Raw genomic sequence first — 20,288 nt, forward strand, 5'->3', positions numbered from 1 at the left:
GGTCCTATGCCGACGCCCCGGAAATCGACGGTCTTGTCCATGTCGAAGGCCCCGGCACCGAAACCCTGAAACAGGGCGACATCGCCCGCGTCACGATCCGCGAAGCCGACGAATACGACCTCTACGCCGAACCGACGGCATAGGGTAGGACAGCCGCCGTCCTCCCATGGTTGGGCCCGCCGGCCGGTGGGGCGCCGACAAAGTCTTTTGGGCAAAGTCTTTTGACTCAGCCGAATCCTGCGTTAAACACTGTTTCAAAATTGTGACAGGGCGGGTCCTTTCACAGCGCATTTCGGATGGGCTTCGATGCTTTTGCAGGCGAAATCTGTGCAACAGGTCGCCTCGCTTCCTTACATTTTCGTGGGGGGCGAGCCGCAGGTGCTGTTGATCACCTCGCGGGAGCGGAAGCGCTGGATCATCCCCAAGGGCTGGCCGGTCAAGGGGCGGCCCGCGGGCGCCGCGGCCGCGCTGGAAGCGGCGGAAGAGGCCGGGGTATTCGGCATTATCGCGCCGGAACCGATCGGTTACTTCGACTATCTGAAGCGCATGCCGACCGGATATGACGTGCCGGCGTCGGCGGTTGTCTACCCGTTGCTGGTGCTGGAGCAGCGGCTGGAATGGGCCGAGCGCAAGCAGCGCAAGCAACGCTGGTACACCCTGGATGAAGCGGCGCGACGCGTCGAGGACAAGCAACTTGCCGCGCTGATCGGCGGGTTGCGGCGGGATGGATACGGCGCATTGAAGGCGCTGGCAGAAGGTATGGTGGATGGCGCGTCTTAAGGGTTCTCTCGATAAAGACCTCGAAAAAATCGTTCATGTAGAATCCGCCGCGCGGGCCCTGTCGGGGAATTACGCGGCGCTGGGCGTGGCGATCGTTTTCCTGGGCCTGTCCGGTGTCGTGGCGGGTTCGGTCTCCGGCGTTTCAAGCGATGCAACCATTGTCGTTTTCGCGGCGATACTGGGGGGCTATATGGCCCTCAATATCGGTGCGAACGACGTTGCGAACAATGTCGGCCCCGCCGTTGGCGCGCGGGCCCTGACCATGGTCGGGGCCTTGTTGATCGCGGCGATCTTCGAAAGCGCCGGCGCGTTGCTGGCGGGCGGAGATGTCGTCGACACGATCTCGAAAGGCATTATCGATCCGGCTCTCGTTCCGGACAGTGAGACCTTCGTCTGGGCGATGGTCGCGGCCCTGGTTTCATCCGCCCTATGGGTCAATCTCGCGACCTGGATCGGGGCCCCGGTTTCGACGACGCATGCGGTTGTCGGCGGTGTGATGGGGCGGGCTGGCCTGAGCAGCATCGTCAGCCCAGACACAGTCACAACAATGGTGAGACCCCCTAGCAGGATTGGGTAGACGGGCTGAAGGTTGAGCCAGCCGAACTGTCCTGTGTGCAGCTTGAGCAGCCAGAAAGCATCAATGTTTTTCTCCAGCAGCAGGCTGTAGAGGGAGCCGGTTCCAGCGGTGATCAGCAGCGGTGCTGCGGCGATCGGCACCAGTCAGCGATGGATGCGCCGCGCCTGTCGACTGGTTGTTCTGGACCCTTTCATTGCTTGCGCAGATGTTGGTGGAGTTCCCGTTCATCACTGCAAGGCATCCAGCGACCGTTGTTCTCGTGAACGCTGCTGCAACCGATTTCAGCCGCCCGCTGCCTGGCTTCGGCTTCGGTGCCATAGAGCCCCTTGCCGTGGGCCATCCCTGGTGTTTGGTTCATTAAAAGGGCCAAAACGCCGAAGCCGAGAGCCGATAACGGTTGGATGGCGCGCATCGGTTCAGAAGCCTTCGCAGTGTTCGACGGCTTTGAGGTAATTCATCTTGCCGGGATCTGTTCCTCCCTTGGGATTGATGCTGGACCGCAGGGCGATCTGTGCGTCAATGCAGCGGTTGTAGCGATGGGTTTTGACCGCTTGCGGGATCAGCAGAACCGCGATGCTGATCAGGCTCAGACTGCTGATGGCCGCCAGCACGGGGTAGGCGTGGGCTCGCACCATCTCGCGAGCCGTGAGCTGTTGTTGGTTGTGATCGACCATGCGTCGCTTTTTGGGTTCCAGCGTATGGACAGCCTTACGCGTTGATTGGCATCGAGCAACGTGGCTGTCAGCCAAAACCTCGACCCGCAACATCGGAGGGTTCTCCCGCAATTCGAAACTCGATGTGATCGGTGGCGGGGTCGTAGAGGGTGTAATGCCTCCCCCCGCCGATGCCGATCACGCTTCGCTTGGGCACAGCCTGTTCGCTCTGATGTTCACCGGCATGGTCTTTGACGTGGGATTGGATGGACCCACCGGAAAGCTCCAGTCGGAATTGACGCTGACAGCGCGCCGTAAACAGCCGGTTCACATCCAGCCGTGTCAGTCGATCCAGCAGCACCAGGGCTGAAGTGTCTTCCGTCAGCCGGTCGCCGACATCAGCGGAGCTGCCATGAATCAGAGCGCAGTCGAGTTCGATGAAGCCGAACTGCAGTGATGCCAGCCAGTTGAGATGGTCGGTGTCTACCGCAGCAAGAAGCTCGCCGACCGCAGCCTCGCCTTGCTCTGCTCTCAGGCCTTCAGCCTTGCGTTCGCCGCGGTAACCACACTCCGCCAGAAGTTGCTCTTCCCACCAGCCGTAGATGCAGTCGGGCTGAAGATCAGCGCGCTTCGGCTGCCTCAGGCGCTCGAGCAGTGCATTGCACTTGCGTTGTGATCCGATCAGATCACCCAGAACGAAGAGATTGGCAACACCCCGCTGTTGCTTTAACTCCTTCTGAATCTGCTCGTACAGATCGAGGTCTCCTTGGAGACCACTCACCAGGGCCCAGCGTTCCATCAGCGCTCACACACGTGGCTGGCGTCTTCAGCCCGCTCGGCGTATTCGAAGCCGTGGCTGAGCCTCCAGGCAAACACCTCAGGTAAGCCCGCATCAACGATCGCTCGACAGGTTTTGGCGACGTCGTAGTCGACCTCTCGAATCGTCACCTCTCCGGTGTTGTCGTTATGGATGACATAAGTCGCTTTGGTGCTGCCATGACGCGGTTCCCCAACGGAACCTGCGTTAACGATTTGCCGCATCGGCAGTTCCAGCTCCTGCTCTGTTGGTGCGCCTTGAGCGCGTTGTTGCACCTTCACCCGAATGGACCCCTGCCGTAGCTCGCGCACATAGGGCTGGTGGGTGTGGCCGCAGAACAAGGTTTCCGCCCCTGCAGTTTCCACCCGCTCAAGGGCCGCAAAAGCATTCATGTCAGGCAACAGATATTCGTGCTGACTGTTCGGACTGCCATGCACAAACAGCAGCCTGTCGCGCCGCAGTGTCATTGGAAGTTCAGCCAGAAAGGCCTTGTTCTCGTCCGTCAGCAGCTCGGCTGTCCAGTGATGGGCGCGATGGCCTCGTCGTTCCGCCAGCTGGGAGGGATAGCTGCATTCACAGGCATTCAGACCGTCAATGATGTCTTCGTCCCAGCACCCCTGGCAGCTGGGAATTTCGCGCTGACGCACCAGTTCCACCACTTCATTGGGTTGGGGTCCATAGCCGACAAGGTCGCCAAGGCAGGTGATGGTTTGGATGCCCTGGGAGTCGATGTCGTCGAGCACGGCCTCCACGGCCGCAAGGTTGGCATGCAAACAGGAGATGACGGCGTGGTTCATGTCGATCAGCCTTGCGATGTGGGTTGTTGTTGCTGGAGCTGTTGTTGCTGTATGGCGAGCACGTCATCCGCGAGCAGACAGTCGTTGATGGTGGCTTGCATGCCTTCAGGGTTGAGTGCCTTTCCCTGAACAACGAGCTCTGAGGTTCGACTGGGGCGACCTTGCGGCGGTGCTGTGGTGTCCAGGGGCAGGAACTGGGATGACTCCTGGGAAACCATCCAATTGCAGAAAAATGCCCGCCCGTCAGGAAGATTCATCAGGCCTTTGGCTCGGTACACATCGCCGTAGGCACCGTTGACGAGTTCAAACCAGAAGCTGCTCAGGCTGTTGGGATCCCAGACAGAACGGGCAAGGGAGGTGTGCCAGGCCTCGAGCTTGCTGAACTCCAAGGTGTCCTTAGCGGGCAATTCAGGGTCTCGCCCGAAGTGCAGCAGTTGGTCGGGGTGCAGCTGCAAGGCCTCCAGCTTGGAGCGAACGTCGTCTCCGAGACCTTCAATGCCCTTCTGGCTGGGGGGATGAAACTGCTGCACTTCGATCAGGGTCAGCCCATCGTTGTCCTGCTTCAGTTCCGCACCATTGGACGGCGTCGGCTCTTCAAGTCTGGGCACTTGGTCTTTAAGCCAGGCCAGGTCGATTCCGCTGTCTGCCCCCTGCTCGAGACCTGCTTTCTTGTCTCCCTTCAGCCGCAGGTAGGCGCAGGGGCCTTGATGCTGCTGAAGCCTTTGGAGCGCCCAGGTTGTTTTCCCGCACCCCGGAGGGCCTGAAATCAGGCATACCTGACCCATCGCAACCCCCTCGAAATTCGAGAATCATTCTCATTATGAGCCGTTGTCGCCGCCTTGTCCCGTCCTCTTCTTGTTGTTGGACGCTTGGTATCGCTTGCTGTGGCGCTCCCTGCTTCTCTCGCTAAGGTCGTCAGAACCCGGTTTTGATCTATGCAGGCCTTGGAGTTCCTCGCCCTCGTGCTGGTGAACTTGGCTCTGACGGTTTATCTGGTTGAAAAGGGGACCAAGTTCTGGAAGGAGCAGCGCCGCCTGAAGCGCCTTGTCAACCAGCATCCTGAAATGAACGGGGTGCATCCCGATGAGGATGGTCTCTTTGTGTTTGAGAGCGATGATTCGCTAAAGGTGCTTGTGCTGGAGAACGATCAGCCCGGTGCTGATGAGCCCTTCTACGTCAGAGAAGAGGATCTCGAAGAGGAGTGAATGGTTTGGTGCAGGAATGGAACGATGAGTTCATTACCCAGGCTCAGCACGAGCTCAAGGGGATGGTGGCTGACTGGAAATATGACTACGGCGTGAGTGACCGAGATTGTTCGGCCATGTTGCTTTGGATGCTGATCAAGCTCAATCCCGACGCCAAGATTGATGCCGGCCTATTGGATTGGTGAACTGACCACTGGCTAGGTGCAATCACTGATGCCGTTAAGTTCCTGGGAATACACAATGAATGAGTAACCCCCAGCTCAGAACAGGGGGAAACTGCGTCGAACAGGGGGGGATTAGGGAACCCTCCCTTTTTTGTGCCCTGCCTGCAGTGTGTTGGTCCGGCGCTAGATCTGGGGTCTGGCCACAAAAAAGCCCGCCGAAGTGGCGGGCCGGGTGATGGGGGACCCCAATATAACGACCATGGCCACCATATGCAGCGTCTGTTTGTGATCAAGGGCGATGCATAAGTGATATTGCTCCCCCTAGATCTGGGGCTTCAAGAGTATTATCGAGCCATCGGATCAAGATCTGGTGCAGTTGGCCGGGTGATGGGGATTGCTCCGGCTTGATGATTCGCTCCATGGCTGGGGAGAATTTTTTTGTTATCGATGTGAGCGGTTGTGTTGCTCCACTTCAGGCACGTTGCGGCTCAGGTAAAGGGCGTTGCTGAGCCCCATCACAACGGTGCACCCGGCCGGTCCGCAGACCCGATACAGATGATTGCCGATCGATTCCACTGTTCCGTTGCCTTGAACGGAGTAGGGCAGGCGCAGGGTTTCGGCCATGGGATCACGCTTGAAACTGGAGTCGTCCTACGGATCCGCGATTGGACCTGACTGCGACAACCGATACGGGTTTGATTTTCTTCGCGTCTCTCAGCATTCCTTAAGAATCGACTTCCGGGACTGGTGGTGCCTTAGGTGCCTGGAAAATCGCTTGTCTTAAGGCGATTGAGGTGATCGCGCACCTCCAGATCCGGCATGCGCATCACCCGTTGCAGCAGGTTCTGCCGATGGGCGTAGACCCCTTTGCACCCCTTGAGCGGTTCAATCAGCAGATCGAGTTGTCCACACATCACCCACTCGAGGGGTTGTGGGCGCGGATCCAAGGAGATGTCTCCCACTTTTGAGGGGACGTCGTCTCACCACTCCCCTTAACGTGACATGTCTTCTGGGGTTCCGATGAAGGTTCTGCAATCCGTTCTGGCGGTGCTCTTGGTGCTGGTGCTGGGTTGTGCAGCAACCTCAACCGTGTCTGCTGCAACGATTGAGGAGTCGGCCAGTGTTGATCTGATTGCCACGCTGGAAAAGGCTCGGGATGTGCGCGAGCAGGCAGACCTCAAGATTCGGGAAAATCTCAAATTGATGGCGTCGAGTTGTCTGTATATGAGTGATTCGTTGAAGGAGTTGATGGCTCTGGAGAATCAGTTTGAAGACCGCCAGATCGAAGATTTCACCGTAGGAATGGCGGACGCGGTTGAGCTGGAATTACTCGATGAGGAGTCACGCAAGATCAAAGCGCTCTACCGCAGATCTCACTGTGATGATCCGATCATCCTGCGGGAGCAACTTCGGCAGGCTGATCAAAAGCGCAAGGCCTGATTCAGCAGCAGACCCCCGGTCCCTGTGACGGAAGGGGCCGGGGGTCTGTGTCTGAACAGTGTTGTTCAGGGTTGACGTGGCCGTCCCGTTCCGATGAACAGGCGGCCTAACTCGCTCGTTTGTGCATGACGCAATCCATCAGGTATCGCTGAAGGAAGGTCGAAGCGTCTGGCTTATGGCGCCTGGGGCCATGTTCCAAGGGGTCGGGTGATGGGAGCTCCTTAGGGCACCTGGCACGGTGCAGATGGAGTGCCGATCGGCCTGGCCTTTCGCACAAGGCCTGTCGAAGGGCTCACCCAACAAGAGGTGTGAAAACTGTTGGAGCAGGGGCCTGAAAGTCAGCTTGCTTCTGATGTCTGCTCGGTTGGACCGTCGTCTCGCATGGACGCCTCCGATCTCGATGCACACAGTCTTGGGGCTGGGCCAGGCCCTGACAATCCGCACGAACACGCATTGCCTTTCAGGGGAGAAATAGCTGAAAGTGGGGGTGGCGTGGCAGACATCTCATTAGCCTTAACCACCGTGCGAGGCTGATGACCATTCCCTTCGGCACGCCTGAGCCTTCGGATGGTCTGCTGAACAAGTCGGTGTCTTCCACCCGACTTCGCGCTTGGTTGAACACTCGTCTCCGCCAGCTCGCGGTGGGGCAGCGGATTCAGGATGCGCGTGCCCTGCGAAATGAATTTCTGGTGGAGTGATGTTGATCGCGTGCTGCTTGGGTGAGCGTCAGAGCTCGTCCTGCTCACCCTCCACACGGCTTCGATCGATCCAGGCACACATTTGCCGAAGTGCAGCTTCATCCATCTCCACCAGATGATCGGCCCACTCCTGCATGATCAGTTGGAGGTGATCAGGATTGTGGATGGTGAGCTCCGGGCCCATCAGCACGTATTTGATGCTGAGCAGTTTCCAGGCCTGGGCCTCGAGCAACCAGGGGTGAGCTGCCAGTAACCGTTCCACCCGGCTGATCGGCTGATATTCACTGTCCATGGGCTGATTCAGTGCCGAGACACCTACGCAGCCTTCTGGCTTCGCTGATGGGCCTGAAGCGCAAGAAAAAGCGCGCGGGGATTGCCGTAACGGTCAGGGAGGGCCTGATGCAGTCGGTTCAGTCGTTGCCAGCAGACGCTCTCTCTGGCCTCTCCTTCTTTCACGCCATCCGCCACCAGGTATTCCATGGCGCGGGTGTACAGCGCTTCAGTTTCCCGCAGTTCTGCCAGGGACGGTTCTTGGGTGAAGGTGACTACTGCCATCTCGTCGCGATATCACTGATCGCTACCCATTGACGCCTGGGCAGGGTCTTGACCTCTACCCCCATCTGGGGTGAATCGTTCGCTCAGATTTGAACCATCCCGCAGCGCATTCCCTTCAACACCGCCTGAACCCGGTTGTTCACTTCAAGGGTGCGCAACAGCCGCTTGGTGTAGGTACGCGCGGTCTCTTCGGTGACGATGAGATCTTCGGCAATTTCCCGGTCGGACATGCCGCGGGCGAGGCGGTCGAGAACTTCGTATTCCCGTGGTGTTAGTCGCGGGCAGCTGAGATAGGGAAGTTCATCCGAGCGCAGGGATGGGCTGCGGTAGGAGTGATGCCCCATTACCGCAAGCACTGCTGCCTCAAGGGGTTTGCGGTCTTCGATGATGTCGGCTTCCGCAACCACGGCTTCCAGCCAGGGTGCATTGTCGTACTCCACCGGAATGGCATCGCTCAACGCCAGCACCACAACTTTCAGGCCGGGTTGATGTTCTCGGGCTTTGCGTGCCAGCTCAAAGCCATTGCCTTTTTCAAGCAGATCCGTGCAGAGAAGCAGCTCAAATGAATTCCTTTTGAGATAACTCAGGCAGGACTCTTCATCAGTGACAGCACATCCAATGCGAGATCTTTCGCTGAAACTTTCGCAGAAACAGCGCAGGAAGAATCTCCCCTTCATTGCTAAGGCAATGCTTCCGTTGATGGCAACGGAAAGCAGGGGCTCTTCGTCGGGAGATGAGGGTTCGCTCTGCAGGTATGGGGTCAGATCCATGGGATTCCCTGCATCTTTTATCCATCTTTGCGGGCCACCCGGCCCATATGGTTTCGACCGTCGTCAGTCGTCATAGACCCGGCATTCCGGAGCCTCGGGATTCAGGTCGCAATGGACCTCGAGGGAGGTGGGATCCTTGTGCTCATCGGGATGGTGGCTTCGATAGGTCTCGAGCCCTTCGAGTTCGGTGGCGTAGTGACGCGCCTTGGCCTGGTCTCCGCTCGCTTCCGCCTTGGCTAGTTCCTCACGGTCTTTGGCGATGTGGGTTTCGATTGATTCCACGCTCAAAATTGCAATCAAAGGCATCTAACGCACTTACTGGATCGTTCAGCTACCCCCATCCGGGGACAGAGCGATTGTCCCCATATGGGAGGCGATGCAATGGCCTCATGCGCTGCAGAGTTCTCTATGGAGCGCGAAGAATCCATGAGCACATCCAACCTCAGCATCGGAGAGCTCGAGGCCAAGTATCCGCTGTACTGCAAGGCCTTGAAGATGCTGATCAAGCAGAGGAAAACAAGTGCTGAACTTGAGCGAACACTCTGTTGGGATCGTTTGCGATTGTTGCACCGCTCCTTGCCAAGGCAATACAAATCTCCTGAGCGGTTGATGTTGATGATCCAGGCCGAATTTTTGTCAGAGACCGATGCCTAAGGAGGGATGATGTCAATCGAAGCTGATTCCATCAAGGCCCAAGTCGTGATCGAGGTGATGCAGAGGATTACAGCCCTTGATCAAGCGCAACGCTATGAAGACAGCTACGCGCTGACTCAGGAATTCAGGGAGTGGTTGCTCGACCCTCGGATTCAACCGAGCTCGAGGCAGGCCAAGCCATAAACGTTGCGGTCGTGGCCCTCCGGCATCAGGCCCTTGTACATGCGCACAGTCGAGCCCATTGGTTTGAAGCCCTTCGCTGTCGTGATCGTTTTGGCAGACGGGTTATGCCCCGGGGTGTCGATCAGAACGACTCCCTTATGTCGGTCGATGGCGTTGTTCAGCAACAGCGATGCCATGGCGGGATCTTCCGCCAGCCAGGGCCCCACCCGCCAACCTGCACCGATCGGGAGCAGGCAGGGCCGAATGCGCACGTAGCCATGGCACTCTCCCTGAGGATCCCTGGCCACAAAGACGTCTCCTGCCCGGTGGCGTAACCACAGTTCAAGGAAATGGGGACGCGGGCTGATTTCGTGGCGTTCGTCGTAGAGCTGAATCGCCTCGATTGAGATTTCACGCAGTGGCACAACGGTGATGTCGCTGCGGTGGAGCAGGGTGGTGTTCGGGTGTTGTGGTTGATCACTGCGGCAGAGCATCTGCCGGCGTGTGGTGACGCAGTCCTTCTGAAATCCGGCTTTCTCGTAAAAGCCCACCATCTGGACTGCGGCTTCCAGGCCGATGCACTCCACGCTGCTGAGGGTTTTCAAGGCGTGTTGCCAGAGGCGACGGCCGATTCCCTGCCCCCGATGCTGCGGCTTCACCACGAACAGGCCGATGAAGGCGTAACTGGGGTTGTAGGTGACTGCGGCGATGCAGCCCACCGGCGCATTGTCTTGCCAGGCAAGCCAGATTCCCTGACGGTCGGTGTTGGCATAGATCTCGATATCCCCAACCCCTGGAGCGAAATCCTGTTCACGGGCCATCCCTGTGACCACGTCGAGGTCAGATGGCGTGAACGGTTTGATCTCCAGCATCAACATTCAGTTGGCGTCAGGCGGCCTGAAGAATCGAATCCACACTGGTTGGGTAACGGCGCACATAGGCATCGGTTTCCATGGCGACGATGCGCGCCTCATGGCGATTGGCCGCCTTGAGTTGCAGCGTGTGTTGGCTGCCGTCGTTTTTCTTGATTCGAACCAGAAAAAGTTGAGGAGTGTTTGTCATTGCGCTGAAACCTTTCGTCCGATGCGCACAGTTGCTGGCCGCAGGGCGCAGGCAAGGGCGTGGAATGGGCGGTGGGTTCCCTCAACAATGAGGCTTCCCATGGGTTGTGCTTGAGCAAGGTCGAGCTTCATGGCTTTGCCTCGAATGGAACTGTCTTACTGCGACTCAACGCGCTGATCCATCCCCCATCTGGGGACAATTCGTTCAGCGCATCACTCGGTGCATCCAATCAGTGCATGAAACAGCGCGTAGGAGATCCGAACCGTTGCGGCCGGTTCTCCTCTCCCCGCTCTTCAGCCTCCCAGGCGACGCTGATATCGGACGGATGTTCATGAGGGGACCAACCCCTGAGGCTCGCCCCTCAGGGGTTTTTCATGGCTGTTCTTGGTGAACAGTTGCTCTCTAGGGTGCTGGTCACGACTCCTCTGCCCTGCGGGCTTCTGATCCCCATGACTGCTACGAAGCTGTTCGATTTCCTCGGCCGGGTACTGATGGCGGCCGTGTTTGTGAATGCCCTGCCGGCCAAGTTCACCAACTTCGCTGAAACCGCAGGCTTCATTGCTTCCAAGGGCATCCCCGAACCCCTGGCTTCTGTGCTGTTGGTGGCGGGGATTGTGGTGTTGATCGCTGGATCGATCCTGCTGGTGTTCGGCAGCAACACGGTGCTGGGGGCCTCGCTGCTGCTGCTTTTCCTGGTGCCCACCACGCTGATCTTCCACACCTTTCCGGTGGACAGTGGCTTTGCGATGAACCTGGCGCTGATCGGGGCGCTGATCCTGGCCATCACCCGTGCCTGGGGCAATGGTGTTCCGAGTTTCACTCACCTGCGCTCCAAGGGCTGATCGCTGGTTTGCTGGATCAGGGCAGGGCCAGGGCCGTGCCTTCGCGGCGCGGGTCAGCGGCCCCCTGCCAGCCAGTACCGATTTTTTGCAGCAGAGCGGTGCCGCTGGCGATGCTCTGACGCCGCGGGCTTACCTCGCTTGTGAGCTGCTGCAGCGGAAAGGGCCAGTGCAGCGGGGGATCCTTTTCCAGCACCAGCGTTGTGCTCCGGCGTGAGAGATGGGGAAGGCCCACCGCCCGCGCCGGCGGTTCGTTCCAGACCAAGGACGCCAGCAGCACCCGGCTGAGTAGATGGGGAATGCTGCGGCCGCCGGGGCTCCCAAGGGCGAGAACCGGCTCGCCGTTGCGGAACACCAGCGTCGGTGCCATCGACGACATCGGCCGCCGTCCCGGCAGGCGGCGGTTAGCGACCGGTTTGTCGCCAAGGCTGGGCTTAAAGGCGAAATCGGTGAGCTGATTGTTCATCACCATGCCTCCCACCAGGTGCCGACTCCCGAAGATCGTCTCCACCGAGGAGGTGTAGGAGGCGATGTTGCCGCGGGCATCCACGATCGTGATCTGGCTGGTGCCCTGTTCGATGCCCCGATCCGGCCGGCCGTAGGGATAGCGATCGATGCCTGGGGGCAACCCCGGCGTTGGCCTTGCGCCGTTGGCGCGCTGCATGGCTCTGGCCCGGCTGGCGATGTAGGCCGGATCCAGCAGGTCTGTGCTGGGCACCGCTCTATCGATCGGGTCATGCACCCAGTACAGGCGGTCGGCATCGGCCCAGGCCTGGGCGCGGGCCAGCTGCCGCCACACCTGCGGCTCCCCAGCGCTGGAGCTGGCCAGGTTGGTGGTTTGGTTCAGCAGTGCCAGGGTTTGCAGCAGCGCCAAGCCACCGCTGCTGGGGGGTGGCATCGTGCAGATCCGGTGCTGCAGCTGCTCGCTGCAGAGGGGGGTGCGCCGGACTACGGCATAGCTGCTCAGATCAGTGGAGCTCCATCCCCGGAAGTTCGGCTCGCTGGCCTGCAGGGCGTTGATCCCGCCCAGGATCTGCTGCGCCATAGGCCCTTGATAAAAGGCCTGGCCACCTTCCTTGGCCAGCAGACTCATGGTGCGTGCCAGGGCTGGGTTGCGAAAGGGTTGATCTGCTGCGGGTGGCTGGCCGCCGGGCAGGTACAGCGCTTGAAAGTCAGGGCTGTGGGCCACGCCAAAACGCTTGGCCAGGCGAATGGAGCGCAACAGCCGTGGGCTCGGCAGGAAGCCATCGCTGGCAAGGCGGATCGCCGGTTGCAGGGTTTGTGCCCAGGGCAGCCGGCCGTGGTTTTGATGGGCCTGCCAGAGCAGGGCCACGGTGCCGGGAATGCCGATGGCGTTGGCTTGGCTGGTGGCCTGTCGCCAGGGGATGGGATTCCCCTCAGCATCGAGCAGGTCGCCGGGGCGGCTGCGTTCGGGGGCCACTTCACGGCCATCCAGCGCTGCAAGCTGGCGTTGCTTGGCATCCCAGTGCAGCAGAAAACCGCCACCCGCCAGGCCGGAGCTCTGGGGTTCCACTACTCCCAGCACCGCCTGGGCTGTGATCAGAGCATCGATGGCGCTGCCGCCGTTCTTCAGCGCAACCAGCGCCGCCGCGCTGGCGAGAGGATTGGCGGTGACCACCACGGCGGATCCGCGGGCGGTGGAGATGCCTCTGCTGTTGGGGATGCTGGATTCCGGATCGTCGCGGCTGATCGGGGCTGCCGCTGCGGGGAGGCTGCTCCAAAGGCTCAGCGCCAGCAACAACGCTTTGAGCTGGGGGAGCACGGCGGTGGATCAGCTGGTTGCAGTCTTGTGGCTGGTGAGGCGGACTGCTGGCCTTCCGATCAAAAAAAGAGCCGGCCCCTCAGCCCGCTCCTGCTTGGCGCGTCTCAGGTAGCCAATAAAAAACCCCTGCCATGGGCGAAGGGTTGAAGAAATTGATTGTTTTGGCTGATCGGTTCAGAGGCCGAGGAATTTGGCGGGAATGCCATCCAGGCTGTTATTGCCCATCATCTGGAAGATGACGTTGATCAGCATTCCTCCGATGTGGAAGGCTCCCACCAGAGCCAGGCCTCTCCAGAGTTTTTCGGCTGCTGCTGGGGGCTGATTGTTGGCCCAGGTGCCGGATCCGTTGGTCATTGGTTGATCGCAACTTCGATCAAGTTGGCGAAAGAGTTCGCAGGGGTCCAGCAGTCGTCACTGACATTCATCAGCTCAAGGTTGGAGGGCCTTGGTGAGCGCCAAGACACGTTAGGTATTGCTGCTCTGGAATTACTCCATCAATCCGTCGTAGGGATCAAATCATCAGCCCAAAGGAGGCTGCCATGTTTGAGGTCCTCAAGGGTCATACCGGCAGCTGCCAGCGCAGAACCTGTCTGAAGTGGGAAATCAACGGTGAGTTGTCAGCTCTTGATCGAAAGAACCTGATGCAGCTGTTGTGCCAAGTGGACAAACAAGCCTGTATCGATGATGTCGGCCTCGAGCTCGATGCAGAGATGGATGGAAAGTGATTCACTCTTCTTTCTCCATGTCTGATCGCCCTTTCTTCAATGCGCTATGGCGCTCATGGTTCCCCTCGTGCACCCGAGCCATAACTGAGGAGTCCAACGGAAAGGGCTAAGGCCAAGCCAAGTGTTTCTCTGATTGAGTCATACCGGTCCCGTGGGGGAGAGGTTTTTGATGCCATCAGCGCACCGGTGGTGGACAGCGCCGCCAGCCTGTTTTGAGCATCGTGTTCCAGGCTTCGATGGCGTTGTGCCGCAGCATCCGCCGCCGGGTCTGGGGCACCGGCGGATTGGGCGGGATCCAGCTGTAGGTGCGTATTACTACCCACTGGGCATGAACGGTGGATGCATCTGGCTTGAACTCCACCACCTTCTGCTGCTCTGGGCTCACCAGCCAGCCTTCTCCGCCGGGCTGTTCCGGTGGTTCGTGGGTGGCGCGGTAACGGGGCAATGTGATCGGTAGACGGCAACAGATGACAGATCCGCAAAGCACCTGCTGCCGTAGCGATGCCTCAACGTCACGATGGCAAGTTCACAACTTGGACTGTGGACCGGTTCGAGCAGAAAGCCGTTCAGCTGCATGGCTTGGAGGACGCTGCCAATTCCAGCGGGAACAATGTGGATGGATGAGTTGTTGTTCTCCAGAGAAAGAAGCTTGTCTCAGTCAAAACGAGGCTTGAGAGAAGCTTCTGGTGGCCTTGGCTTGCGACCACGGTCCAACCAAGGCATGACACCTTTGCACCGGTTAATGCGTGGGTCGAGCTCCTGAAAAAAGATGTCGAGCATCTTTTTGTTTCTCCAAGAAAAAATATAAAGTTTTGTTTTTGCGTGATAAGCAAGGATTCGAAGTTTAAATCATTGGTTCAAAAAGTTATTGGTGCTTCATCGTTTCCTCGCATACATTCCGGCAAATCCAGAAAACGATGCCCTGCCGTCAGGTTGAAGATTTTTCCCAGAAAATTGCCTCAGACTTTGCCGCAGCCTGCAGAAGTGATGAGGAGAGTGATGATTGTTTTGGGACTGCTTACAACTACGGTCGCGATCATGTGACCCGTCTGACGCACGAGATCATTCGACTTCAGCGGGAGAGTGGTTTGTCGCGAAAGGAGATCGTTGCATCGATTAAAGATCTAGCCAGTCATATGAATGCACTCTCCTATGTGTTTCTTGTGTCGGCCGATGTTGCCGAGAAAGCCTTGGATCATGATTAATCCTGAGGACGCGCCCGCGCATAACGAGACAGCTGAAGATGCTCCTTGTTACGCCCCGCGGGGCGACTTTCTGATCGGTCTTGCTCAAGAAGCGCTTTCCTTCACCAGGAGACGGAAGCTTGAGCAAGAGATCGCTGTGATTAAAACAGCGTTGAAGGGCCCTAACGACAAACCCACAACCCGTCGCGCCAAGCAACTTAAGAATCGTCTCGACCAGCTCAAGAATGAATTGAACAGCAATCCATAGGCATCGCTGCCAAAACCCCTGGCACTTTCACCATCGGTCGCTCAGACCCTGCTGTATCCGAGCTTGGTTTCAAAGATTTTGAGTGGAAGGCCAAACGACTCCATGAGCTGCAGGCATTCATTGCCGACCGTGCCGTAAACCTCAATGCTGAAGCCATCGCCGAGCTCGGCGTGCTTTTGCAGATACTCCTGAACAGGAGGGTTGGAGACATGGGCGCTGAACGCCTTGTCGTTGGCGTAGACCTCTGACCACACGAACGACTGAGGATCGTCTGGGTCTTGATCAAAGGTGTGATGAATCATGCCTGGCTCAGAAGCCTGAACGGCTTCGTCGGTGACGCGGGCAAGCTCCAGGTACTGGTCCACACAACCTGGCTTGACGTGGATTCGCGCCAGCAACATGAAGGGTGTGGACTTGTCGAAGCTGGCCATGGGCTTTCAGGCGGTGCCCAAGTGTTCCACGGATTCAGGTTGAAAACCCCTGGAGGTGCACTCTCCAGGGGAACCCATGCTTGTGGTCAAGTCACGTTCTAATGGTGACGATCAGGCGGCCAAAGGCTGTTGTTTCAGCGATAAGCGACCGCCAGCCATCGAGTTGTGAACCAAGTCTTCGGCGTAGCGGCGGCCTGCTTGTTGTGCTTCTCGAACGCTTTTGAAATTGCCGACAAAGTCGTATTCCTTTCCATCAACCGTCGCCGCAACCGCATAGAGCCTGTCAGCAACCTTGCTCACAGACCAGCGCAAAAAGCAGGTCGGGGAGTTCTTCTGACTGTGCATACTGTCCTCCATGAAATAACGGGATGACTTAAGCACTTGCTTGCTTGTTCAATTTCAAAGCTTTAAATATCGCAAATAGGTAATTATATTTTTTTCATCATTTTCTTATGAAGGTCTCATTGGATCGAATGGTGCTGGTGGCGTGACCGGCATCTTCGAGCAGCTCCCTCTGCCGCGATGGCTGACCTTCAACCAAGCTGCGACTTAACGATGTGGAGCCACGGAACCGCGAGGAGAAACTGGTCCTCCCCGAGCGATGCGATATCCGCATCAACAAGTTCGCTGAGTCAGATTGATTTGTGCCTGATGCACTGAATTTCTACAGCTTTAAGACACAGAGAGATTTCCCCGTCGATCGCTCTCGATGGGGAAAATCTTCTGCCAGCACTAGGGTCGCTCTCCCCATGCTGCTCAGCACCACTTCTGGTGTGCGGCAACTGAGAATTCAATGATGAGGCCATTCAGCAGGCTTGTCCGGGAATTTCTGAAGATGTTTTGATCCGCCAAAAATTTCGGCTGATCCAGGCGATGGTTGCAATTGATACGGACTCATTCAATGCTCGATTGGACCCGCCTTTTGAGGAGGTTCTCCCCGGCCTTGTGATCGATGGGGCATGGGAGAACAGCTGGATTCGCTAGGCAAACGGACCCAGCAGTTGCCGCTGACATGGGTCCGCGTCCCGGGCTAGGTGCATGAAACCAGGACTCGTCACACTTAAGCCACAAGAGTCAGGCGATTCAGCGAAATTCGCTACTCAAATGGCTCCACTCGTAAGGCTGGCGATTTGCGGAAATTGGTTGAATAGGGGAACCGGTAGCCAAGCTCCATCTCCTCCAGCTGCTCTTCGGCGAGATAAAGGCTGCGCGTGAAGAAGCAAACGTTCTCGCTATCGCACACCAGAAACTTGCCGGCTTCGATTTTCTGGATGGATGAACCGCGCGGGGTCTGAGCTATCAAGTTTGCTTGAGCCATTGAGCTTTCTCGCAAATCACCCATGTCATGGCTTCCATCGTTGTCATCTGGGCGTTACAACGCTCACACTTCGACAATGTCATTTATTCAAGCTTTTTGGTAACAACAGATACTCGAGTTAAGCGTTAAAAAGAATCTCTCTGGCCAGCCTAAATATGGGCTATGTACGGTTTCGGTTGACAGCGATGCGATGAAATGGCTGCTCTCGAAACTCGGTTGGCTCAAGCAGGTCAAAAAGCCCCAGAACCGGAAGGACGATCTCTCGTTTTTTAAGACCTCGATTCGCTCCAATGCCATTGCGTGTCAATGGGTTCTGAGAAAGCAAACTCAGCTCTTGCTGAGGCAAAGCAAAGGATCAGCGTTGATGATCAGAATCAGGGATGCATCCGGTGATGGAACCGTTGCGAGCAAGCTGGTGGAGCTCAGCCTCAACGCAACGCAAGCACAGATCGATACTCCATCTGCGAGTGGCCAGATGCTTCTTGAGCTTGGTTATCGAACTGTTGGAGGTGACTTCATTACGCTTGAGTATTCATTCGTTGATCTGGGCCCCAAAAAAGTTATGCAGCCAGAGTTGGCTAATTGGTTCAACAAGGAATCAGATAATATTCACCAGGAAATGTATGACTTGGCGACCAAGGGAAGAGCTCTTGGTGGATCAGAAGTCATGCCCGTGCGCCGCTAGGCGAGGTCGTTATGGTGAATGGTTTGGGTGTGGGAGAGTGAATATTGTGAGTGATGAAAACAACAGTCACTGACCGGTTCATCAAGGCGGGAAGACGAACGAAACAGGACGGTTCGCCTCTTTGTATTTCTGTGCGGCAGATCTAGACAAAGATCAGACGAAGGGAGGCTCAGATGCTTTACACCCTGTTCCTCACAGCTGCAGCCTGCGCGGCAATCATTGGCGTGATGGTCCTCGTCTACGGCACTGTTCGGTGGATGCAGAACACTCAGTGACGCTCAGTGTTTTGAGGGGCTGGCAGGCTCTGTACAAGACAACACTCAGGCATTGAGTGCAGCTGAGCCTGAGCCTTCAAGCCCTCGGCGTGGATGGCTCAGCATGCGTCAAGAAAGGACCTCTGTGGGTGATCCACTCGCAGGGGTGTGTGCCCCTCGTTTGACGCTCTTTGACGCCATCGGAACAGCGGGGCGGTCAGAATGATTCTTATTCCGTGAGAACAACTCTCAGTTAATGCTCATTTGAGTTTGGTTAATTTCGCTTTTTTGGTGCGCTTTCTGGTCATAGCTTTTTGCTTATTGGAGCAGATCATGCATTTCCCCCCGGAATCGCAGCAAAAACGCTTGTCAAAAGCGCAGTTCTTGCATCTAGCAAAGGAAGCAGAAGTCGAAGCGAACAAGCGACGTTGGAGTGCCATCTCCGAGCGTTATCTCCATCCAGTCAAGTAAGCCACCGCCGACTCCCCCTTAGTGTTTACCAATGGTGCTGGCAGCGTTACAACACTGCTCACGCTCATTTGATTCAGCCCCCTGCTCTTGATCCGCAGCCGATGGGCCTTGGATTGCAGCGCCACAACATTGGGGTAAGTCATTTGTGCCGCCTCAACGCTTCATCGGCACACCCATGTCTTTCCCACCGAAGGCATGGTGGACCCGGAAGGTGCAAACGAAGGCTCCTTCTCCCCAATGGTTGTTCCGTTGACCATTGGGCGCTGGTCACTGCACTGACTCCCTTCTGGCGATGCGGGGAGTCAGGCCAGCGTTATTGCCTGTTGCCGCAATGTTTCTGCTGAAAGCGGAGAGGCCAAGTAGATCAAGAGTTAGAGCAAACCAGCTCTAACGTTCTCTTTTTGCTTTAACTCCACCTTTGCGGACTCCGGGATAGATCCCTTTGGAGCAGGGGATCTGCAGAAAGTGTTGGCAGTGACGCCCCCACCAGCTAACTGTACTAGTACAATTGTATTGCTGCGGAAGGTTATGGAGGAGTGGGGCTATGTCGATGAATGCGAGCTGCAGAACTGGAAGGGCGGCGTGGTCTGCATGACATGCCAGCACTTCATCTATGGCGTCGACCAGCACTGCCACACGATGGTGGGCTGCAACCTCAGGCAGAAGCAGCTGCAACAAGGACAGCACCTAAAAAAGCGGTGCAAGCTCTGGGCACCCACCTGGCAGAAGGAAGTGGGCTGGGCGCCTGAAGCTGGTTAACCCCAATGGGGAAACCAGGCTGGTAGAAGTCCTGCGCGGGCTAGGCCAAATACGACCGCCAGCGTCGCGAGCTTTACTCCCGTCAGGATGCCTGCCGTCTTCCAGGTGAACAGCGATTTCGTCAGGGTGCTCACTGCGTATGTTCAGCCAAAGGCATCATGTGCCATTGACGAGCTGGGCACCGGAGGCGGGTTGGCGGCGTAATTGTTGACTTGATGCCGGCGTCATCAACTGGGTCAATGCCGATCTAGTGACTCACATCGTTCCAAGGGTCTGAATCGCTACCGCTGACATCCTTGACCTCAGCCTTAATTGGCGAATGAGAAGGCGTTACTGGATTCCCTCTGCTCTGCTTGTGACCCTGGCTGGCCTTGGCGCTCGGGGCTACTACAGCCATGCAGACGCATTTCTCCCATCAGAGTCGGCTGGAAATGACGCTGCTTCTCCAGCTGTAACCGACAAGCAGGCCAAAGCCCACTTTGATTTCAAGAGTGCAGGGATCGTCTCTGACTACAAGAGGTGCGACTGGACCCGTGACCAGCTCAACAAGGCTGAACCGGGCACAGGAGACGAGCATTTCAAATGCGAAGAGCTCAAGTCTTATGTGCAGCCTGTTGAAAGGTTGAAGGCCGCTTCGCGTCAGGGCTTGGTTCAAAACTGTGAGCAGGCAATCAAAGCTGCTCTCTGGGATCCAGGCAGCTATGCCTTCGTAGATCACCTGTACGTCGCCAACAAAATCAACGGTGTCGATGTTCGTTTGACCTACTTGGAAAACGACGGTTATGGCGGTCGTGATCAGTGGCAAACAACCTGCAGTTACCAGCTGTGATCAGACGTTGATCACGTTGGGCGTTCCAAGGGTCGGATTTGAACGCTGACCTCGTATCAAATGACGTGTCATGGGGGCTTTAAACGTCGTTAACGTCTTCTCCATGAAACTCTCTATCGCCTACATAGGTGGCGGCGTTGTCGTCGCGGTCATGTTCCTGGCAGTTTTCGTTGGCGGTGCCAACGCTGGTGACTGCACTCGCAGCCAGTCAGCTGAAGCACCAGCTGCAAAGGGCCATGACTGAGCCTGTGCCCCACATCGTTCCCCGCTGCTGAAAACTCTCAGTGAGGCCTCAGAACAAACACGAGTAACGCTCTTATGAATGGAGGGTCGCTCAACGAGGGACCCAGGGGGAGCTCACTCCTGGGTTTTTTCTTGATTGCTCTGAGTGTTTCCCGCTCTGCTGAA

At 57.3% G+C, this 20,288-nt stretch carries 35 protein-coding genes and 2 pseudogenes; 17 read left to right on the top strand and 20 right to left on the bottom strand.

All coding sequences use genetic code 11. The features are described from left to right. The 3 genes from Q3Y53_RS13140 to Q3Y53_RS12060 form a co-directional block, all read left to right on the top strand. Positions 1-143: hypothetical protein (locus Q3Y53_RS13140; protein ID WP_368506450.1), on the top strand; the 143-nt coding region annotated here is incomplete at its 5' end. A 163-nt stretch (positions 144-306) separates the two neighbouring features. Further along, positions 307-780 (top strand): NUDIX hydrolase, encoded by a 474-nt coding sequence (locus tag Q3Y53_RS12055; protein ID WP_303536420.1) that lies wholly within the window; start codon positions 307-309, stop codon positions 778-780. 262 nt (positions 781-1,042) lie between these two features. Then, positions 1,043-1,357, top strand: coding sequence for an inorganic phosphate transporter (locus Q3Y53_RS12060; RefSeq protein WP_303536569.1), 315 nt, complete (start codon positions 1,043-1,045; stop codon positions 1,355-1,357). Here Q3Y53_RS12060 and Q3Y53_RS12065 read toward each other — a convergent pair. From Q3Y53_RS12065 to Q3Y53_RS12090, 6 genes and pseudogenes are all read right to left on the bottom strand, one after another. Next, positions 1,282-1,500: pseudogene (locus tag Q3Y53_RS12065) on the bottom strand (hypothetical protein); the annotation flags it as partial. The gene Q3Y53_RS12060 and the pseudogene Q3Y53_RS12065 sit on opposite strands and share 76 nt — an antisense overlap. A 47-nt stretch (positions 1,501-1,547) precedes the next feature. Continuing rightward, entirely contained in the window at positions 1,548-1,769 is a 222-nt protein-coding gene (locus tag Q3Y53_RS12070; protein ID WP_303536422.1) for a DUF3721 domain-containing protein, read from the bottom strand. A gap of 4 nt (positions 1,770-1,773) precedes the next feature. After that, complete coding sequence (locus Q3Y53_RS12075) at positions 1,774-2,031, bottom strand: hypothetical protein (protein ID WP_303536425.1); 258 nt, start codon at positions 2,029-2,031, stop codon at positions 1,774-1,776. Positions 2,032-2,098: 67 nt separating this feature from the next. After that, positions 2,099-2,809 (bottom strand): phosphoesterase, encoded by a 711-nt coding sequence (locus Q3Y53_RS12080; protein ID WP_303536428.1) that lies wholly within the window; start codon positions 2,807-2,809, stop codon positions 2,099-2,101. Then, entirely contained in the window at positions 2,809-3,624 is an 816-nt protein-coding gene (locus Q3Y53_RS12085) for a metallophosphoesterase (protein WP_303536430.1), read from the bottom strand. The genes Q3Y53_RS12080 and Q3Y53_RS12085 overlap by 1 nt, the downstream gene beginning before the upstream one ends. A 5-nt stretch (positions 3,625-3,629) precedes the next feature. Then, complete coding sequence (locus Q3Y53_RS12090) at positions 3,630-4,409, bottom strand: GTP-binding protein (RefSeq protein ID WP_303536433.1); 780 nt, start codon at positions 4,407-4,409, stop codon at positions 3,630-3,632. 150 nt (positions 4,410-4,559) lie between these two features. On the opposite strand from Q3Y53_RS12090, the gene Q3Y53_RS12095 reads away from it, so the two are divergent. Together Q3Y53_RS12095 and Q3Y53_RS12100 are read left to right on the top strand one after the other, a co-directional pair. Next, positions 4,560-4,829: a hypothetical protein gene (locus Q3Y53_RS12095; RefSeq protein WP_226424127.1), complete on the top strand. Its 270-nt coding sequence runs from the start codon at positions 4,560-4,562 to the stop codon at positions 4,827-4,829. An 8-nt stretch (positions 4,830-4,837) separates the two neighbouring features. Beyond that, entirely contained in the window at positions 4,838-5,014 is a 177-nt protein-coding gene (locus tag Q3Y53_RS12100) for a hypothetical protein (RefSeq protein ID WP_303536437.1), read from the top strand. Positions 5,015-5,434: 420 nt separating this feature from the next. Here the strand turns inward: Q3Y53_RS12100 and Q3Y53_RS12105 are convergent, their stop codons facing one another. Continuing rightward, positions 5,435-5,617 (bottom strand): hypothetical protein, encoded by a 183-nt coding sequence (locus tag Q3Y53_RS12105; protein ID WP_226424126.1) that lies wholly within the window; start codon positions 5,615-5,617, stop codon positions 5,435-5,437. A gap of 131 nt (positions 5,618-5,748) precedes the next feature. Further along, the gene (locus Q3Y53_RS12110) at positions 5,749-5,955 is read right to left on the bottom strand and encodes a hypothetical protein (protein WP_303536439.1); all 207 of its coding nucleotides are present in this window, start codon (positions 5,953-5,955) and stop codon (positions 5,749-5,751) included. 58 nt (positions 5,956-6,013) lie between these two features. Between Q3Y53_RS12110 and Q3Y53_RS12115 the strand changes: the two genes are divergently transcribed. Both Q3Y53_RS12115 and Q3Y53_RS12120 read left to right on the top strand, forming a co-directional pair. Further along, entirely contained in the window at positions 6,014-6,433 is a 420-nt protein-coding gene (locus tag Q3Y53_RS12115; RefSeq protein WP_226424124.1) for a hypothetical protein, read from the top strand. Between the two features lie 533 nt (positions 6,434-6,966). Continuing rightward, positions 6,967-7,131 carry a hypothetical protein gene (locus Q3Y53_RS12120; RefSeq protein WP_226424123.1) on the top strand — a complete coding sequence of 55 codons (165 nt, stop codon included), beginning with the start codon at positions 6,967-6,969 and terminating at the stop codon, positions 7,129-7,131. A gap of 28 nt (positions 7,132-7,159) precedes the next feature. On the opposite strand, the gene Q3Y53_RS12125 is transcribed toward Q3Y53_RS12120, so the two are convergent. The 4 genes from Q3Y53_RS12125 to Q3Y53_RS12140 all read right to left on the bottom strand — a co-directional run bounded on the left by Q3Y53_RS12125 (position 7,160) and on the right by Q3Y53_RS12140 (position 8,738). Further along, a complete protein-coding gene (locus Q3Y53_RS12125; protein WP_226424122.1) occupies positions 7,160-7,423 on the bottom strand; it encodes a hypothetical protein in 264 nt (87 codons plus the stop codon). Between the two features lie 23 nt (positions 7,424-7,446). Further along, complete coding sequence (locus Q3Y53_RS12130) at positions 7,447-7,686, bottom strand: DUF3136 domain-containing protein (protein ID WP_226424121.1); 240 nt, start codon at positions 7,684-7,686, stop codon at positions 7,447-7,449. Positions 7,687-7,769: 83 nt separating this feature from the next. Then, positions 7,770-8,456, bottom strand: coding sequence for a response regulator transcription factor (locus Q3Y53_RS12135; RefSeq protein ID WP_226424120.1), 687 nt, complete (start codon positions 8,454-8,456; stop codon positions 7,770-7,772). A 63-nt stretch (positions 8,457-8,519) separates the two neighbouring features. Further along, positions 8,520-8,738 (bottom strand): CP12 domain-containing protein, encoded by a 219-nt coding sequence (locus Q3Y53_RS12140; RefSeq protein ID WP_226424119.1) that lies wholly within the window; start codon positions 8,736-8,738, stop codon positions 8,520-8,522. Positions 8,739-8,882: 144 nt separating this feature from the next. On the opposite strand from Q3Y53_RS12140, the gene Q3Y53_RS12145 reads away from it, so the two are divergent. Continuing rightward, on the top strand, positions 8,883-9,110 hold the full coding sequence (locus Q3Y53_RS12145) for a DUF3136 domain-containing protein (protein ID WP_226424118.1): 228 nt from the start codon (positions 8,883-8,885) through the stop codon (positions 9,108-9,110). A gap of 152 nt (positions 9,111-9,262) precedes the next feature. On the opposite strand, the gene Q3Y53_RS12150 is transcribed toward Q3Y53_RS12145, so the two are convergent. Both Q3Y53_RS12150 and Q3Y53_RS12155 read right to left on the bottom strand, forming a co-directional pair. Beyond that, positions 9,263-10,144, bottom strand: a complete 882-nt coding sequence (locus Q3Y53_RS12150) for a GNAT family N-acetyltransferase (RefSeq protein ID WP_226424117.1) — start codon at positions 10,142-10,144, stop codon at positions 9,263-9,265. A 16-nt stretch (positions 10,145-10,160) separates the two neighbouring features. After that, positions 10,161-10,334 (bottom strand): hypothetical protein, encoded by a 174-nt coding sequence (locus Q3Y53_RS12155; RefSeq protein WP_226424116.1) that lies wholly within the window; start codon positions 10,332-10,334, stop codon positions 10,161-10,163. Positions 10,335-10,783: 449 nt separating this feature from the next. Here Q3Y53_RS12155 and Q3Y53_RS12160 point away from each other — a divergent pair, with 449 nt between their 5' ends. Further along, positions 10,784-11,176, top strand: coding sequence for a DoxX family protein (locus Q3Y53_RS12160; RefSeq protein WP_303536446.1), 393 nt, complete (start codon positions 10,784-10,786; stop codon positions 11,174-11,176). 16 nt (positions 11,177-11,192) lie between these two features. Here the strand turns inward: Q3Y53_RS12160 and Q3Y53_RS12165 are convergent, their stop codons facing one another. Then, positions 11,193-12,956, bottom strand: coding sequence for a gamma-glutamyltransferase family protein (locus tag Q3Y53_RS12165; RefSeq protein ID WP_303536449.1), 1,764 nt, complete (start codon positions 12,954-12,956; stop codon positions 11,193-11,195). A 174-nt stretch (positions 12,957-13,130) separates the two neighbouring features. Then, positions 13,131-13,310, bottom strand: a complete 180-nt coding sequence (locus tag Q3Y53_RS12170; protein WP_115009204.1) for a hypothetical protein — start codon at positions 13,308-13,310, stop codon at positions 13,131-13,133. Positions 13,311-13,495: 185 nt separating this feature from the next. On the opposite strand from Q3Y53_RS12170, the gene Q3Y53_RS12175 reads away from it, so the two are divergent. Further along, positions 13,496-13,681, top strand: a complete 186-nt coding sequence (locus Q3Y53_RS12175; RefSeq protein ID WP_303536454.1) for a hypothetical protein — start codon at positions 13,496-13,498, stop codon at positions 13,679-13,681. 175 nt (positions 13,682-13,856) lie between these two features. On the opposite strand, the gene Q3Y53_RS12180 is transcribed toward Q3Y53_RS12175, so the two are convergent. Further along, positions 13,857-14,126, bottom strand: coding sequence for a DUF1651 domain-containing protein (locus Q3Y53_RS12180; RefSeq protein WP_303536572.1), 270 nt, complete (start codon positions 14,124-14,126; stop codon positions 13,857-13,859). 56 nt (positions 14,127-14,182) lie between these two features. Between Q3Y53_RS12180 and Q3Y53_RS12185 the strand changes: the two genes are divergently transcribed. The 3 genes from Q3Y53_RS12185 to Q3Y53_RS12195 all read left to right on the top strand — a co-directional run bounded on the left by Q3Y53_RS12185 (position 14,183) and on the right by Q3Y53_RS12195 (position 15,133). Next, a complete protein-coding gene (locus Q3Y53_RS12185) occupies positions 14,183-14,305 on the top strand; it encodes a hypothetical protein (RefSeq protein ID WP_255613463.1) in 123 nt (40 codons plus the stop codon). A gap of 293 nt (positions 14,306-14,598) precedes the next feature. Continuing rightward, positions 14,599-14,886: a hypothetical protein gene (locus tag Q3Y53_RS12190; protein WP_226424113.1), complete on the top strand. Its 288-nt coding sequence runs from the start codon at positions 14,599-14,601 to the stop codon at positions 14,884-14,886. Then, positions 14,879-15,133 (top strand): hypothetical protein, encoded by a 255-nt coding sequence (locus tag Q3Y53_RS12195; protein ID WP_226424112.1) that lies wholly within the window; start codon positions 14,879-14,881, stop codon positions 15,131-15,133. The genes Q3Y53_RS12190 and Q3Y53_RS12195 overlap by 8 nt, the downstream gene beginning before the upstream one ends. A gap of 41 nt (positions 15,134-15,174) precedes the next feature. Here Q3Y53_RS12195 and Q3Y53_RS12200 read toward each other — a convergent pair whose 3' ends face one another. From Q3Y53_RS12200 to Q3Y53_RS12210, 3 genes are all read right to left on the bottom strand, one after another. Then, positions 15,175-15,564 (bottom strand): putative quinol monooxygenase, encoded by a 390-nt coding sequence (locus tag Q3Y53_RS12200; RefSeq protein WP_226424111.1) that lies wholly within the window; start codon positions 15,562-15,564, stop codon positions 15,175-15,177. Positions 15,565-15,675: 111 nt separating this feature from the next. Next, entirely contained in the window at positions 15,676-15,864 is a 189-nt protein-coding gene (locus tag Q3Y53_RS12205) for a hypothetical protein (protein WP_115132832.1), read from the bottom strand. Positions 15,865-16,660: 796 nt separating this feature from the next. Continuing rightward, on the bottom strand, positions 16,661-16,906 hold the full coding sequence (locus Q3Y53_RS12210; RefSeq protein WP_226424109.1) for a hypothetical protein: 246 nt from the start codon (positions 16,904-16,906) through the stop codon (positions 16,661-16,663). A gap of 166 nt (positions 16,907-17,072) precedes the next feature. Here Q3Y53_RS12210 and Q3Y53_RS12215 point away from each other — a divergent pair, with 166 nt between their 5' ends. The 4 genes and pseudogenes from Q3Y53_RS12215 (at position 17,073) to Q3Y53_RS12225 (ending at position 19,880) form a co-directional block, all read left to right on the top strand. Beyond that, complete coding sequence (locus Q3Y53_RS12215) at positions 17,073-17,567, top strand: hypothetical protein (RefSeq protein ID WP_303536467.1); 495 nt, start codon at positions 17,073-17,075, stop codon at positions 17,565-17,567. A 1,253-nt stretch (positions 17,568-18,820) separates the two neighbouring features. Continuing rightward, positions 18,821-19,051 carry a hypothetical protein gene (locus tag Q3Y53_RS12220; RefSeq protein WP_226424437.1) on the top strand — a complete coding sequence of 77 codons (231 nt, stop codon included), beginning with the start codon at positions 18,821-18,823 and terminating at the stop codon, positions 19,049-19,051. A gap of 211 nt (positions 19,052-19,262) precedes the next feature. Then, positions 19,263-19,328 (top strand): annotated as a pseudogene (locus Q3Y53_RS13145) (DUF3104 domain-containing protein); the annotation flags it as partial. 42 nt (positions 19,329-19,370) lie between these two features. Beyond that, complete coding sequence (locus Q3Y53_RS12225; protein WP_226424107.1) at positions 19,371-19,880, top strand: hypothetical protein; 510 nt, start codon at positions 19,371-19,373, stop codon at positions 19,878-19,880. Positions 19,881-20,288: the final 408 nt, after the last annotated feature.

The sequence above is a fragment of the Synechococcus sp. YX-04-1 genome, assembly GCF_030546365.1.
GTDB lineage: Bacteria > Cyanobacteriota > Cyanobacteriia > PCC-6307 > Cyanobiaceae > Parasynechococcus.